The following is a 13,819-nucleotide window of genomic DNA, read 5'->3' as shown; positions in this document are numbered from 1 at the left end:
TTGCGCACCGTCACAAGTGAAAGCAACTCTCATCCGGTTTTGACCTTTTGGATCATCGCCGGATGGGTGGGTTTCCTCCTCCTCCCCTGGTACGGGGTGGAGGATTTTTATACCTTTGAATGGCTGGTTGATGGCTGGCCGCTGGATGGCGATTATGCCCCCGCCGCGTTTCTGATCGCGCAAGGACAAAAGCTGTGGCTGGCCCCGCTGTTGCCTGCGCTGATTGCGCCATTGTTCGTGATGCGGCGGCGCAAAACCGACCCAATCTATGGCAAGGTTCTGATTATTGCGGGCGGCTTTGGTTTCGCATGGATGATCGCGCAAGGGCTGGGCATTGGCCTGCGCGGCTATAACTTTGGCTGGCTGACGGCACTGCTTGGCGATCTTGGTGACCGGCAATTTGGCATGGGCTACGGCGCGTTAATCGTGGCAAGCGCTTTTCTGTTCCTGTTCACCCAAGGCATCGCGGCTCGTGGCGCTGTCAACGGTGATGTTTTCGTTACGGCAGCGATTGGCGGGGTCATCACCATCGTCAGTATCTTCGTGTTTTTGCCAATCGTTAAGATGCTGGGCGCTGCGTTTATTTCGGATGATGGCGGCTATTCGGTTATTGAATTTTTTGGAAAATTCGTTGATCGCCGCATCTGGGGCCTTGGTTGTTTTTCCGGCACCAACTGCGGGGCTGCGTGGAATTCGTTGATTTTGGCTGTGCTGGTCGGGGTTATTACCACCGTTCTGGGCCTGATCTTTGCCCTCGTCCTAACCCGTTCAAATTTTAAGTATAAACAAGCGCTCCGCGCGCTGACGGTGCTGCCAATCATCACCCCGCCTTTCGTGATCGGCCTTGCCCTTATCCTTTTGTTCGGCATGTCCGGTACGGTCACGCAATGGGTTGCAGGCCTGTTTGATATGCAGCCAACCCGTTGGCTTTATGGCATGCCGGGCTTGCTGATTGCGCAGGTGCTTGCCTTCACGCCCATCGCGTTTTTGGTGATGATTGGCGTGGTCGAAGGCGTCTCCCCCAGTATGGAAGAGGCCGCGCAAACCCTGCGTGCCAACCGTTGGCAAACCTTCCGCACCGTGTCTTTGCCTCTAATGCGCCCCGGTTTGGCCAATGCGTTTCTTTTGGGCTTCATTGAATCGATGGCCGATTTCGGCAACCCTCTGGTGCTTGGCGGCAATTTCGATGTGCTTTCGACCGAGATCTTTTTCGCCATCGTCGGCGCGCAATACGACCAATCCCGTGCGGCAATTCTGGCGATGGTCTTGCTCGGCTTTACCCTCGGCGCGTTTTATTTGCAGCGGTTCTGGTTGGGCAACAAAAGCTACACCACGGTGACTGGCAAGGGCGATGCTGGCGTGCATCCGCAAATGCCACTTGGCCTTGCGTTGCCGGTTTATGTGATCGCGGGGCTTTGGGCGCTGTTCACAATCGGTGTTTATGTCTACATCGTTTACGGCTCATTTGTGCAGCTTTGGGGCGTTGATGACAGCCTAACGCTGACCCATTACAAAACCGCTTTTGCGGTCAGCTGGGGCGATAACGGGTTCCGCTGGACGGGGTCAGCGTGGGACAGTTTCTTTACCACCATCATGATCGCCACCATCGCCGCACCCTTTACCGCCGCGGTGGGTTTGATCACCGCCTATCTGCTAACGCGCCAGAATTTCGCAGGCAAAAAGTCGTTTGAATTTGGCACGATGTTGTCCTTTGCCATTCCGGGCACTGTGATCGGCGTGGCCTATATTCTGGCCTTCAACGTCCCCCCGATAGAGATCACGGGGACGGGGATTATTCTGGTCATTAGCTTTGTGTTCCGCAACATGCCGGTCGGCGTGCGTGCGGGGATCGCGTCAATGAGCCAGCTGGATAAATCGCTGGATGAAAGCAGTCTGACCTTGGGCGCAAATAGCTGGCAGACGTTCCGGCTGGTGATCTTGCCCTTGCTGCGGCCAGCGATTTTGGCGGCGCTGGTCTATAGTTTCGTGCGCGCAATGACGGCGATTTCAGCGGTAATCTTTCTGGTATCGGCCCGCTATGACATGGCCACCAGCTATATCATCGGGCGGGTAGAAAATAACGACTACGGGCTGGCGATTGCCTACTCTACCGCGCTGATTTTCGTGATGCTGTTCGCTGTTGGAATGCTTCAATTTGGGGTGGGGCGGACAAAAATCGGGCGGCGCAGTTCAAATTCCGGGGGGCACTAGGATGGTCAAAATCAACGCCAAGGCGGCCTCGGTCAGTTTTCGGGGGGTCAGTAAGGTTTATGGCCGCGATGTGGTGGCCGTGGATAATATTGACCTTGAGGTCGCGGCGGGGTCTTTGGTCACGCTTTTGGGGCCATCGGGGTGTGGGAAAACCACCACTTTGCGGATGATTGCGGGGCTGGAAATGCCGACGCAGGGGCAGATCTTTATCGGGGACAAGGATGTATCGACCCTGCCCGCGACGGATCGGGATGTCTCAATGGTGTTCCAATCTTACGCCCTTTTCCCGCATATGACGGTTATGGAAAACGTGAGTTACGGGCTGAAGTTTTCTGGCTTTGATAAATCGGAAACCAAGGATCGGGCGATTGCTGGCCTTGGGCTGGTCGGATTGACCGGATATGGGGACCGCTTGCCAAGCGAGCTTTCGGGCGGGCAGCAGCAAAGGGTTGCGGTGGCGCGGGCGTTGGTTTTGGAACCGCAAGTATTGCTGTTTGATGAGCCCTTGTCGAATTTGGACGCGAAATTGCGGCGGCAGGTGCGCGAGGAAATCCGTGAAATCCAACAGAATCTGGGGCTGACGGTGGTTTATGTGACCCATGATCAGGAAGAGGCTTTGGCGGTTTCTGACGAGATAGTGGTGATGAGAAACGCAGGGATTGCCCAGAAAGGTACGCCGCGGGATTTGTATGAAGCGCCGGCCAGCGCCTTTGTGGCCGACTTTATTGGTGAGGCGAATCTGATCCCGTGTGAGATTTTGAGCGTCTCGGGGGATATGGCCGAAATCGGGATCGGGTCGTTCCGGCATTCCTTGATTTCTAGGGGATTAAAGCCTGGAAAAGCACGGGTTGCGGTGCGGCCGAGCCGGGTCCGGATCGGGGCTGAAGGGCAGGGAATGCCCGCCAAAATCGCCAAGGCGACCTATGTGGGCAGCCGGATGGAATATACGGTTGAGGCCGAATTTGGCAGTCTTTTTGCGGTGCTGGATGATGTGACCGAACCGTTGAAAATCGGGCAGGATGTGATGCTGTCTTTTGCTCAATCGGGGCCGGTTTTGGTGCCGGAATAGGCCGAATGTTCGCGCGCGGACATTTTTGTAACATATTGATTTAAAGCGATATTACGTTTTTTGTTAACTGAATTTTAATGCGTACAACCCGCTGAAACCATGAGCGCGACTACTTGGCAACTGCCTGACAGCGTACGCGGAATGACCCAAACCAAAGCGTTTTGATTTACACCTGAATCACATAACGCTGCCTGCAATCAAGATTTCAACGCGTTATGTGATATATGCTGGGTCAAGTTAAAGACGAAACGCTACAGACGCGAAACAGCTTAGGCCATTGCCAGCAAGGCCGCTGCCTCGTACCCACGCAGGCTGGGCCGGGCGCTGGGGCTGGTCGGGGGCAGGAACCCAGGGAACAAGGCGTCAAGTTCGGCCTGCACATCCACATCGCCAGCGAAAGCGCCGTGTTGATAGCTTTCGGTGGCAATGCCTTCGGCAAAGACGATTTCGTGGTGGTCTAGCAGCAGGTGGAAATAGGTGACTTCTGCACAAGGCGCGCGGGTGATGGAATGGTCGTTCAGCAGGGCGCGGGCGGAAACCAGCACCTCCGGTTCGCCAAACAGCAATTCGGCACGCCAGTCAGAAATCAGCATGCGGTGGGCCGGTGATACGGCCATGTCACGGGTATTGCCCAGCGCGCCCGCCTTGAACAGGATCGGGGCAAAGCGGCCATCGCCGGGGACAGACCGAGACAGGACAGCGCGCAGGGGTTGAAAGCCGTGATCCATTGTGCGGATCAAGGTGCCGGAGGTCAGGGTTTCAATCGGCATCGGGCCGTTGGCGGTGTCAATCAGTGTACCTGTGGTAAAGCAGGCGACATTGACGTTATCAAAGGTCAGGTTGTCGCGGGTGACCCCTGTCAGGGTGATCGTGCCGCCCAGTGCGATGTTATCGGAGTAGTCTCCAACCGACTGGTTCAGGATGCCATCATCGGACAGGTCATTGCGCAGTTCGTTTATGCTGGAGTAATAGGGCGACAGGTCCAGAAAGTCGTTATCGGTCTGGCTGGTATTGGTGATGTTGCCGGTGTTGCCAGTGTTGAAATCGGTCACCGTCAGGGTGTTGCCAGCAGTATAGATAAAGCGGTCATTGCCTGCGCCGCCTGTCAGCGTGTCATTGCCGGTGCCGCCGCTGAGCGTATCATCGTTCGCGCCGCCAAACAGGCTGTCATTGCCCGCATCGCCAAACAGCACATCGTTGCCGCCGTCGCCGTACAGCACATCTGCGCCAATGCCACCCAGCAAGCTGTCATTGCCAAACCCGCCAAACAGCAGGTCGTTGCCGTCATCGCCGTTGATCGTGTCATTGCCGTCGTCGCCATACAGCGTATCGCTGCCCGTGCCGCCGAACAGCGAGTCGGCGCCTGTGCCGCCATAGAGCAGGTCATTATCGGCCCCGCCATAAAGCCGGTCATTGCCACCATCGCCGTACAGTGTGTCATTGCCTGCGCCGCCATCAAGGCTGTCGTTGCCTTCAACGCCCATCGCCGTACCGGTGACAGAATAAGTGGGGGGTGGCGGCGTGCCCAGCAGGGATGAGGTGAGCAGGTTTTGCGTGCCACCCGTGCCCGGCCCGCTGATGGTGGCTGCAAGGGTATCGCCGCCCGCATTTTCCCAATAGCGGATTTGGATGGTGTAGGTCTGCCCCGCCGTCATCACGACATCACCCCAGCGTTGAGTCGTGCCTTGGTGGAAATCGTTGTTGAGGTAGTTCAGCGTGCCGCCGGTTTGGTTGTTGAAATTTAGCGGAACGCCGGAGGAATTGAAGATTTGGATGGTCGAGCCATCATCGGACGAGGTGGTTAGCCGGTAGGTACCACCTGTCGCGATGTTGAGGGTCGAGGTGTAGACGACGCCGAAATCTTCGGGGTTGGTTGCGGCGGGGACGCCGCGCATGGTGTTTGTGATGCCGCCTTCGTCAAAGTCGGTGACATAGCCCGATCCGGTTCGGGTGGCTGTGGAAAAGGCGGCGGGGGTAAAGGCCTGACCATTGGCCGAGGAGAAGTTATAGTTGAAGGTTTCATAATGCCACGCGCCTTGCACCGCGCCGTCACCGCGCAGCAGGTCATTTCCGGCCAGCCCATTGATGGTGTCATTGCCAAGCCCACCCGTCAGGGTATCGGTCCCGCTGGACGCGGTGATCGTTTGATTGCCCTGTGAACCGGGATTTGTGTTTGTGTTCGTTACCATCCGAAGGGGTCTGCCTTTTGCCGTGTTGGCGATAGGTACGGATGGAAGATGTAAGAATTAAGAGGGAATTTAGCCTAATTCGTGTCAAATTGGCTGGAACAGGCGGCTGGCATCTTTTCTTTTGAGCAGGTGTTGTTAGCGTTATCAGCTGGTTGGAACATCGGGAGGAAAGCTATGTTCGTGCGCTGTGCGTATTTTAAAGGGACAATCAAGGCAGGGATGGAAGAGGCGTTTCATGCCCATTGGCGCGAACATGTCTTGCCGCATTGGCGGGCGTTTCCGCATTTGGTAGAATTGCGCGTGATGCGGGATGTGGAAAGCGATGATGATACCAGCCGCTTTCCCTTGGTCATGGCGATGAAGTTTGCCGAGCGTGGGCATATCGCCGAGGCGCTGGCATCGGATGTGCGCTGGGCCAGTAAGGCGGCGTCCAAGCCGTTGATTGATATGCTGGACGGTTATGTGATCCACACGGTGTTTGAAGCGGATGAGTTTAGCCCGCTGGGGTGACTTGTGTTTTTTGGGGCGATGGTTTTAGGTGGGCGCGTTCTCGGGGCGGGGTGAAATTCCCCACCGGCGGTGATAGCCCGCGAGCGCCTTGCGTTTCCGTTGGAAACTCTTGGGTCAGCAGATCCGGTGTAATTCCGGGGCCGACGGTATAGTCCGGATGGAAGGGACAACGGTTTTGGTGGTTTTTACCGCCTTGGCCGCGCCTTGGGGGCCTGACATGTAAAGGAAGGTTCCTATGACTAAAACACTGAAAATCGCCTTTATCAAAGCGCGCTGGCATGCCGAGATCGTTGATCAGGCGCATGCGGGGTTTGTGGCGGAAATGAAGGCCACGGGGCGCGATGCGCGGGTGGTCAGTTACGATGTGCCCGGCGCGTTTGAGATGCCGTTGCTGGCGCAAAAGCTGGCGGCGACGGGGAAGTTTGATGCCGTTGTTGCCGCGGCTTTGGTGGTGGACGGTGGCATTTACCGGCATGATTTTGTCGCCGCCGCCGTGGTGAACGGGTTGATGGAGGTGCAGATGAAAACCGGCGTGCCGGTGTTTTCCGTGAGCCTGACGCCGCATCATTTCCAGTCCACGCCGGAACATATCGGGTTTTACACCCAGCATTTCCTGAAAAAAGGGGCCGAGGCTGCGCAGGCGGTTTTGGGTGTGGTCGATCTGGATTTGGCGGGGGTTTAGCGCCCGTAAGCCGCATCTGCCAAGGCCTGCACCTGATCGAAAACTTCGGCGGTCGCAACCAACACGCGACCGCCGTTTGCGATCATATCATCGGCGTTTTGGGTCTCGATTTTGCCACCCGCCTCGGCAATCATCAACTGGCCTGCAAGGCAGTCCCATGCGTTCATGTGTTCTTCGACATAGCCCAGCAACTTGCCTTGGGCGACATACGCCAAGCTGAGCGCGCCCGAGCCGTTGCGCCAGAACACGCCGCCTGCTTTGGTCAGATCATCTATCAGGGTGATGACATTGCCAGACGCGCGGGTGCGGCCTGAAAAGCCCACGCCAAGTGATCCGTTGGTCAGGGGGCGACCCGCAAGCACGCGGATGGGTTTGTCGTTAGTGAAAGCACCACCGCCCTGCATGGCGTGGTTACATTCGCCGTGAACGGGGTCGTGAATTACCCCCGCCACGGTCTGCGCGTTTTGCACGATGGCGATGGCGACGCACCATTGCGGGATGCCGTGAATGAAATTGGTGGTGCCGTCGACGGGGTCGATGACCCAAGTAAAGCCAGATGTGCCTGTGGTCGGCGCGTCTTCCTCGCCCACGATCGCATCATCGGGGAAGGCCTGTGCGATGGCGGCACGGACAAGGGTTTCGACGTTTTTATCGGCTTCGGATACGAAGTCCTGATGGGATTTGGATTCGATTGTCAGGGTGTCAAAGCTGTTGAAGTATTTCAGGGCAAGCGCGCCTGCATCGCGGGCGATGGATTGTGCGGCGGTGTAGCGTTTCGTGATTTCAATTGTCATGGTTCCCCCGTTTGCAGTCCCGAATTTTCTTTGAAAATTCACTTTGGGGCAGAGTGTTGCAGGTTCTAAAGCGACCGCAAGGGGGGAGGGGAGTTTTCGGGGAAAATTCGAGGTTACTCAAACTCCATTTCTGCAAAGACCACACCTGCGTTTTTGGTTGCCAGTTCTTCGAATGTATCCAGCAAAACATAAGGCGATTGGTCGACGTAATAAGCACCGGCAAGGTCGCCGCCTGCATCAAGATGTTCCCCGATTTTTTCACGCAGATAGACGAGGTAGTCGCGGGTGTAGCGGGTGACTTGGGCGAAATTGGTGGGGTGGCCGTGGCCGGGGATGATATAGGTGGGCGACAGGTCGGTCAGCGGGCCTTCCCATGTTTCAATCCAGCAACTTGTGCAGGTGCCTTGGAAAATCGGGGGCATGCGTTCGTGAAAGGCAATGTCGCCTGCGATCATGAAGCTTTGATCGGGCAGCCAAACTTGGGTGTCGCCGGGGGAATGGGCGGGGCCGAGGTGGAGGACTTCGATCCGGAAATCGCCCATCGTGATTTCACGCTTGTCGGTAAAGGTTTCGGTCGGGCCCATCGGGTTGGTGCCTTCGGCGTTTTCCTTTGCGTATGCTTTCAGCGAGGTTAGCGATTGCCCCGCGCTGTGTTCAAATTCAGCCGCCGCATCGACATGGGCAAGGACGGGGACGCCTTGTTCGATCCAGTAATTGTTACCCAGCATGGCGTGGCCTTGGCCGTTTTCATTGATGACCAGTTTCACGGGTTGGTCGGTTTGGATCTTAATCTCATCATGCAGCGCACGCGCCAGCAGGTAAGACGCACCGGAATTGACCACGACCACGCCATCGCCGGTGATGATAAAGGACAGGTTGTTGTTGTGGCCTGCGTTTTCATAGGTCGGGGGTGCTGTGGCGCCGATCGAGGAGAAGACGTGGGGGATCACCTCGACCGGTTTGGAATAGAGGAGGGACTGGGGGTATTGGTCGGGGATATCTTCGGATGCGAAAACGGGGGTGGCGATGAGGGCGAGAAGGGCAAGGGCGCGCATTGGTTTATCCTTCGATGTAGGTATAGCTGTCGCCTTGGCGGGTCACGGAACCAAGGCCGCCGCCGGGGAGGTGAAAGCCTGCAACTGCAAGGCCATCAGCCGTGATCTGATCGAGCAGGGCCACGCGGGTGGCGGCGGCCATGTCTGGGTCTTGATCGGAGGGGGAGGCAAATGCGGGTTGTTCGAAGGCCACGAAATTGTTGGAAATAGCGTCGCCCGTGACCAGCGCCTTGCCGCCCAGAATAAAGGACATGTGGCCGGGGGTATGGCCAGCGGTCAGGCGGGCGGTGATGCCGGTGACGGGTTCATCGCCATCGTTAAAGAACTGGAGCTGTTCGGCAATCACGTCCAGCCTGCGGGCAGCGCCTGCGGCGAATGTGGTGCGCGCCGCGCCAATTGTGTTGACGGTTTCGGGGTTGGTCCAATAGTCGAATTCGGCCTGACCGATCAGGTAGTCGGCATTGGCGAATTTTGGTTCATCAAAGTCATCGAGCAGGCCCCAAAGGTGATCGGGGTGCGCGTGGGTAAAGATGACATGGGTGATGTCGTCATGGGTTAGGCCTGCGGCATCAAGGGCTGCATCCAGCTTGCCCGCCGAGGACATGAAATCGGGGCCGGCGCCCACATCAAACAGCACGTTGCGGGTGCCATCTTGATACAAGGTCAGATTGCAGGGCGGGGTGTAGCTGTCGGCCAAGAGGTTGAATTTCTGGCGCATGGCTGTGGCCTTGGCTGCATCCATCTGGGCCAGCACGAAATCACCGGGCAGGGTCAGGTTGCCATCGGACAGCATGGTCAGTTTGGCATTGGGCAAGGCAAGTTCGGTGGCGGAAAAGCCTGCGCGGGGCAGGGCAAAAGCGGCGGCGAGGGCCAGAAAGTCGCGTCTTTTCATCGTGGTATCCTTTGGGCGTGGCGGGCCGCGTTTGTGCGACCCGCCTTTTCGTTTTAGCGCAACACGCTTTAGCCAAACATGTCGGTGGTGATGCCGGTGTACCAGCCAAGGCTTTCTTCATAGGTTGCTTTGCGCAGGGCGGCGTCTTCGCCGGTCTGGGACACAAAGCTTTCCACGCTGGCGATTTTTTCCGGCGTGGGTTCATAGCTTGCCCCGACCTTTACCCCATCATCTGTGGTGATCAGCGACCAGCAGGTGTTGGAATATTTGGCGGGGAACACCTTGGACCCCGTCAGCGCGCCACGGATGTGATTGGCGGCAACTTTGGCCTGTGAATTGGCGGAAAAGCCGGATTTCGGCATGTCGCCTTGGTTGGTGGCATCGCCCAGAACATAGATGTTTTCATCCATTTTCGACAGCATGCTGTCGGGGTGGACGGGGGCCCAATTGGCATCGGTCACGCCCGCAAGCATGGCGATATTGCCCGCGCGCTGGGCGGGGATGACGTTGCAGACATCAACCTTTTCGGCGTCACCATCGACGATCACCTCCATCGTGTCGGGGCGCACCTCAATCGCATTGCCGCCCATATCGGGGCCGATGCGGGTGATCATACCGGGGTAATGTTTGTTCCAGCCTTCCTCGAACAACCCTTGTTTGGAGTATTTATCCTTAGGGTCCAGCAGCAGGATTTTGGCGGTGGGATTGTTGGTTTTCAGGTGATGCGCGACCATCGAGATACGCTCATATGGGCCAGGCGGGCAGCGGTAGGGGTTGGGCGGGGCGACCATAGCAAAGGTGCCGCCTTGGGGCATTGCGGCCAGTTGCGCCATGAGCAGTTGGGTTTGGCTGCCGCCTTTGTAGGCGTGGGGCATGGCGTTTTGGGACGCTGTGGACCAGCCGGGAACCGAGTCTTCGACAAAGTCGATACCGGGTGACAGGACCAGACGGTCATAGGCCAACGCCACACCGGACGCGAGCGTGACGATTTTGGCGTCACGGTCCACGCCCACGGCATAGTCATGCACGACGTTGATGCCATAATCGGCGGCCAGTTTGCCATAGGTGTGGCCAAGGCTTTCAAAGGTGCGGAACCCGCCGAGGTAGAGGTTGGAGAAGAAACAGGTGTAATAGGTGCGGGCTGGTTCGATCAGCACGACATCCAAAGCGCCTTTGGCGTCTTTGGCCAGATAGCGGGCGATGGTGGCACCGCCCGCGCCGCCGCCGACCACGACAACGCGGGGGCGGGTTTGGGCCTGTACCATGGGGGCGGCGAGTGTGGCTGTCAGCGTGGCTAGGAATAGTCTTCTGTTCAGTGTCATCTTGTCTTCCTCCCTGTGTTTTAGTTTTCGATCTTGGCGTAATAGGCGGCAAGCGCCGCTATCTCCTCATTCGACAGGCGGCCTGCCATCATTTGCATGACGGGATGGGGCCGCAGTTTTACCTTATAGGCATGCATGGCCGCGACAAAATCTTCTTCGGGCCAGTTGGTGATGGACGGGATGCCATCGGCGCTGCCATCTTTTTGGTGGCATGTCGTGCATTCTGCAGACAGGTATTCGCCATATTCGGGATCCCCCTGAAGGGCCAGAATGTCGGGTGCGAGGTCAGGCACTGTGCGCAGCGCAGTCGGTTCGGATTCGGGGATATTTTGCGGTTGGTCGGAATAGTCGCGCAGGAATGCCATGAGGTCATGACGCTGGTCGGGGTCTGACAATCCGCGATAATTCATGCGGGTGCCCGATACCAGCGCCTTGGGGTTTTCGATATAAGCATCGAGGCGTTCGATGGTCCAATCCAGCCCGTCTGCACCCATGCGGGCCATCGATTTGGAGTAATTGAACCCGTCAACCGCGCCTGCGCGACGGCCATAGATGCCGTTCAGAACGGGGCCAATGCGGGTTTTGGCACCCTCGCCTATCATGTGGCACTGTTTGCACTGTTTATCAAAAACGGCGGCGCCTTTGGTGGCATCGCCAAGAGTTTCTGCCGCGCCGGGGGCTGCCCCCAGCGCGGCGAGGAGCAGGGCGAGGATGCGCCCTTTGCCCATGTTATTTGCCCAAGCTGCCGAGATAGGCGATGACGGCATCGCGGTCCTCGGGTTTTTTCAGGCCCGCAAAGGACATCTTGGTCTTGGCGATCAGGGATTTTGGCTTTTCCAGGAAGGTATGCAGGTTTGCATCATCCCAGATCATGCCATCAGTCCCAGCCGCTGCCATTTCGGCCGAGTATTTGAAGCCTTCGACCATGCCCATTGGGCTGTTGACGATACCGTTGAGCATTGGGCCAGTGCCGTTTTTCGCGCCTTCGCCAACCTTGTGGCAGGCGGCGCATTTTTTGAACACCTTTTCGCCTGCGGCAATCATCGCAGGGTCTGCGGCGGCAACTTCAACTGCGGCTGGTGCGGCCTGTTCGGCTGCGGGCGCCGCCTCTTCGGCCTTGGTTTCAGGCTCGGCGGCTGCGGGTGCAGCACCGCCTTCACCGGAGGCCCCGGCAGGTGCGCCTTCGCCATCAGTTGGGTCACCGGGGGTGACATCCAGCACGGTGGCGTGCATTGTGATTTTCACCTCATCCTTGCAGTTTTCCATGCAGGCGGGCGCGGAAAACTGGGCGTATTCGGTGGTTTCACGGTCATCGACAAAGAAACCAGCAGCGTTGGGCAGTTCAAACGCAGCCAGGTTTTCATTCGAGATAACGTAGTCATCCTCGATCAAATCATTGGAATAAAGGATATAGGCGACGATGCCATACACCTCATCCGGTTCCAAGGTTTGGGCGGCCCCGAACGGCATGGAGCGGTTGATGTAGTCGAACAGCGTCGACACATGCGGCCAATAGCTGCCCACGGTTTTCAGGGGATCATCGCGGTTCAGCGTGTTCATGCCGCCCGCAAGTTTGGGCCAGTTGTCCACGCCTTCGGCAAAGTCACCGTGGCAGGCCGCGCATTTGTCGGCAAACACTTCCTCGCCGACAATCGCATCGCCCGAGCCTACGGGCAGGCCCACGCCATCGGGGCGGACGTCTTTGTCCCATGCGGCGATTTCTTCGGGGAGTGCCGCGCGGCCAAGGCCCAAGCCACCCGCAAGAGCGGGGGTGGAGAGGGTTGCTGCCAGCAGGGCTGCGGTTGTGAGATTACGATACTTCGACATTTTCAGCCTCGCCGTTTGGTTTGACCCACCAGGTTTGGATACAGTTGTTGTGATAGACCGAGTTTTCGCCGCGCACTTCGCGCAGCTGTGCCTTGGTCGGTTGAACATAGCCCGTGCTGTCGGTTGCGCGGCTTTGCAGCAGCATTTCCTCGCCCTGCCAGTTGTGATCGAAATAGAACCGTGTCAGCGCCATTTCCGTGCCCGGTGCGGCAAGCCGCGCGGGTTTCCAAGTTTTGCCGCCATCCATCGACACGTCAACGCCCGTGATCGCGCCGCGGCCCGACCATGCAAGGCCGGTGATGACCAAGGGGCCGTTGCCGTGGGTGATGGGCATTTGCGGGCTGGGCGAGGTGACGACGGATTTTGCATCCATCACCCATGTCCATTTCCGCGATGTGCCATCTGCCATGGTGTCGGTGTATTTCGAGGTTTCTTCGCGGCTTTCGACGGGGGCATCTGTCGCCTCCATCCGGCGGAGCCATTTGACCCACAGATTGCCCTCCCAGCCCGGCACGACAAGGCGCACGGGATAGCCGTGTTCCATGCGCAGCGCCTCGCCGTTCGCCTTGAAGGCGATCATGCAATCATCCAGCGCCTTTTCCATCGGGATGGAGCGGCCATTGGAGGACGCATCGGCACCTTCGACAAACAGCCAAGTGGCGGTAGGTTGGACGCCCGCCTCTTCCAACAGCGTGCGAAGGGTCACGCCAGTGTATTCCATGTTGTGGATCATGCCGTGGGTGAATTGCGAACCGTTCAGCTGCGCGCCAGCCCATTCCATGCCCGTGTTGGCCGCGCATTCGAGGAAAAACGTGCGGGTGACGCGGGGCATGCGTTCCAGATCGGCGTAGGTAAAGACCAAAGGCGTGTCGACCAGCCCGTTGATCATCAGGCGATAATCATCTTTTGATAGCTCAATCGCGCCGGAGTGGTGGCGTTCAAAGGCGCAACCCTGCGGGGTGATCGTGCCATCCAGCGCGTGGATCGGGGTGAAGTTGATCGACGAGATCACATCAGCCGTTAGCCACGACACGTTGCGGCGCACCACATCGGATTCAAAGCGGATGGGCAGGCCGTAAGGGTTGGCATCAACACCATCACCAAGACCCGAGCCCCATTCCTGTACTTCGGTAATCAGCGGGTCGGGCGTGGCCCCGCTGGCGGCATTGGCGACAAGGGCGGTGCCAGTGGCGGCGGTCGCGGCAAGAAAACCGCGCCGTGTGGTGCCTATCATGGCTTTGTCATTAAGGGGTTCGTTTGACATGACG

General features: G+C 57.9%; 12 protein-coding genes and 1 riboswitch. Of the genes, 4 read left to right on the top strand and 8 right to left on the bottom strand.

From position 1 onward, the window contains the following. Complete coding sequence (locus tag G560_RS0107275) at positions 1 to 2,211, top strand: ABC transporter permease subunit (protein ID WP_028913832.1); 2,211 nt, start codon at positions 1 to 3, stop codon at positions 2,209 to 2,211. A 1-nt stretch (position 2,212) separates the two neighbouring features. Beyond that, entirely contained in the window at positions 2,213 to 3,280 is a 1,068-nt protein-coding gene (locus G560_RS0107270) for an ABC transporter ATP-binding protein (RefSeq protein ID WP_022703656.1), read from the top strand. A gap of 269 nt (positions 3,281 to 3,549) precedes the next feature. Here the strand turns inward: G560_RS0107270 and G560_RS0107265 are convergent, their stop codons facing one another. Beyond that, the gene (locus G560_RS0107265) at positions 3,550 to 5,469 is read right to left on the bottom strand and encodes a Hint domain-containing protein (RefSeq protein WP_022703655.1); all 1,920 of its coding nucleotides are present in this window, start codon (positions 5,467 to 5,469) and stop codon (positions 3,550 to 3,552) included. Positions 5,470 to 5,643: 174 nt separating this feature from the next. Between G560_RS0107265 and G560_RS0107260 the strand changes: the two genes are divergently transcribed. Next, positions 5,644 to 5,979 (top strand): hypothetical protein, encoded by a 336-nt coding sequence (locus G560_RS0107260; protein WP_022703654.1) that lies wholly within the window; start codon positions 5,644 to 5,646, stop codon positions 5,977 to 5,979. 32 nt (positions 5,980 to 6,011) lie between these two features. Continuing rightward, positions 6,012 to 6,154: riboswitch (FMN riboswitch) on the top strand. Between the two features lie 60 nt (positions 6,155 to 6,214). Beyond that, entirely contained in the window at positions 6,215 to 6,661 is a 447-nt protein-coding gene (locus G560_RS0107255; RefSeq protein WP_022703653.1) for a 6,7-dimethyl-8-ribityllumazine synthase, read from the top strand. On the opposite strand, the gene G560_RS0107250 is transcribed toward G560_RS0107255, so the two are convergent. From G560_RS0107250 to soxC, 7 genes are all read right to left on the bottom strand, one after another. After that, positions 6,658 to 7,455: an inositol monophosphatase family protein gene (locus tag G560_RS0107250; protein WP_022703652.1), complete on the bottom strand. Its 798-nt coding sequence runs from the start codon at positions 7,453 to 7,455 to the stop codon at positions 6,658 to 6,660. The two genes, G560_RS0107255 and G560_RS0107250, sit on opposite strands and share 4 nt — an antisense overlap. Before the next feature lie 113 nt (positions 7,456 to 7,568). Then, positions 7,569 to 8,510 carry an MBL fold metallo-hydrolase gene (locus G560_RS0107245; protein WP_022703651.1) on the bottom strand — a complete coding sequence of 314 codons (942 nt, stop codon included), beginning with the start codon at positions 8,508 to 8,510 and terminating at the stop codon, positions 7,569 to 7,571. A gap of 4 nt (positions 8,511 to 8,514) precedes the next feature. Then, positions 8,515 to 9,402 carry an MBL fold metallo-hydrolase gene (locus G560_RS0107240; protein ID WP_022703650.1) on the bottom strand — a complete coding sequence of 296 codons (888 nt, stop codon included), beginning with the start codon at positions 9,400 to 9,402 and terminating at the stop codon, positions 8,515 to 8,517. A gap of 68 nt (positions 9,403 to 9,470) precedes the next feature. Continuing rightward, a complete protein-coding gene (locus tag G560_RS0107235) occupies positions 9,471 to 10,724 on the bottom strand; it encodes an NAD(P)/FAD-dependent oxidoreductase (RefSeq protein ID WP_022703649.1) in 1,254 nt (417 codons plus the stop codon). Between the two features lie 20 nt (positions 10,725 to 10,744). Next, positions 10,745 to 11,491, bottom strand: a complete 747-nt coding sequence (locus tag G560_RS0107230; RefSeq protein ID WP_425311427.1) for a c-type cytochrome — start codon at positions 11,489 to 11,491, stop codon at positions 10,745 to 10,747. Then, entirely contained in the window at positions 11,454 to 12,551 is a 1,098-nt protein-coding gene (locus G560_RS0107225) for a c-type cytochrome (protein WP_022703647.1), read from the bottom strand. The genes G560_RS0107230 and G560_RS0107225 overlap by 38 nt, the downstream gene beginning before the upstream one ends. Beyond that, entirely contained in the window at positions 12,535 to 13,815 is a 1,281-nt protein-coding gene (gene soxC, locus G560_RS0107220) for a sulfite dehydrogenase (protein ID WP_022703646.1), read from the bottom strand. The genes G560_RS0107225 and soxC overlap by 17 nt, the downstream gene beginning before the upstream one ends. Between the last annotated feature and the right edge of the window lie 4 nt (positions 13,816 to 13,819).

Source organism: Pseudorhodobacter ferrugineus DSM 5888 (assembly GCF_000420745.1).
GTDB classification, from domain to species: domain Bacteria; phylum Pseudomonadota; class Alphaproteobacteria; order Rhodobacterales; family Rhodobacteraceae; genus Pseudorhodobacter; species Pseudorhodobacter ferrugineus.
The sequence above is the reverse complement of the archived record's forward strand: the minus strand, read 5'-3'. Positions and strand labels throughout refer to the sequence as shown.

Bases quoted from the DNA above. Each gene is read 5' to 3' on its own strand.
- G560_RS0107270 (WP_022703656.1), top strand. From the start codon at position 2,213: ATGGTCAAAATCAACGCCAAGGCGGCCTCGGTCAGTTTTCGGGGGGTC.
- G560_RS0107265 (WP_022703655.1), bottom strand. From the start codon at position 5,469: ATGGTAACGAACACAAACACAAATCCCGGTTCACAGGGCAATCAAACG.
- G560_RS0107260 (WP_022703654.1), top strand. From the start codon at position 5,644: ATGTTCGTGCGCTGTGCGTATTTTAAAGGGACAATCAAGGCAGGGATG.
- G560_RS0107255 (WP_022703653.1), top strand. From the start codon at position 6,215: ATGACTAAAACACTGAAAATCGCCTTTATCAAAGCGCGCTGGCATGCC.
- G560_RS0107250 (WP_022703652.1), bottom strand. From the start codon at position 7,455: ATGACAATTGAAATCACGAAACGCTACACCGCCGCACAATCCATCGCC.
- G560_RS0107245 (WP_022703651.1), bottom strand. From the start codon at position 8,510: ATGCGCGCCCTTGCCCTTCTCGCCCTCATCGCCACCCCCGTTTTCGCA.
- G560_RS0107240 (WP_022703650.1), bottom strand. From the start codon at position 9,402: ATGAAAAGACGCGACTTTCTGGCCCTCGCCGCCGCTTTTGCCCTGCCC.
- G560_RS0107235 (WP_022703649.1), bottom strand. From the start codon at position 10,724: ATGACACTGAACAGAAGACTATTCCTAGCCACGCTGACAGCCACACTC.
- G560_RS0107230 (WP_425311427.1), bottom strand. From the start codon at position 11,491: ATGCCGTCATCGCCTATCTCGGCAGCTTGGGCAAATAACATGGGCAAA.
- G560_RS0107225 (WP_022703647.1), bottom strand. From the start codon at position 12,551: ATGTCGAAGTATCGTAATCTCACAACCGCAGCCCTGCTGGCAGCAACC.
- soxC (WP_022703646.1), bottom strand. From the start codon at position 13,815: ATGTCAAACGAACCCCTTAATGACAAAGCCATGATAGGCACCACACGG.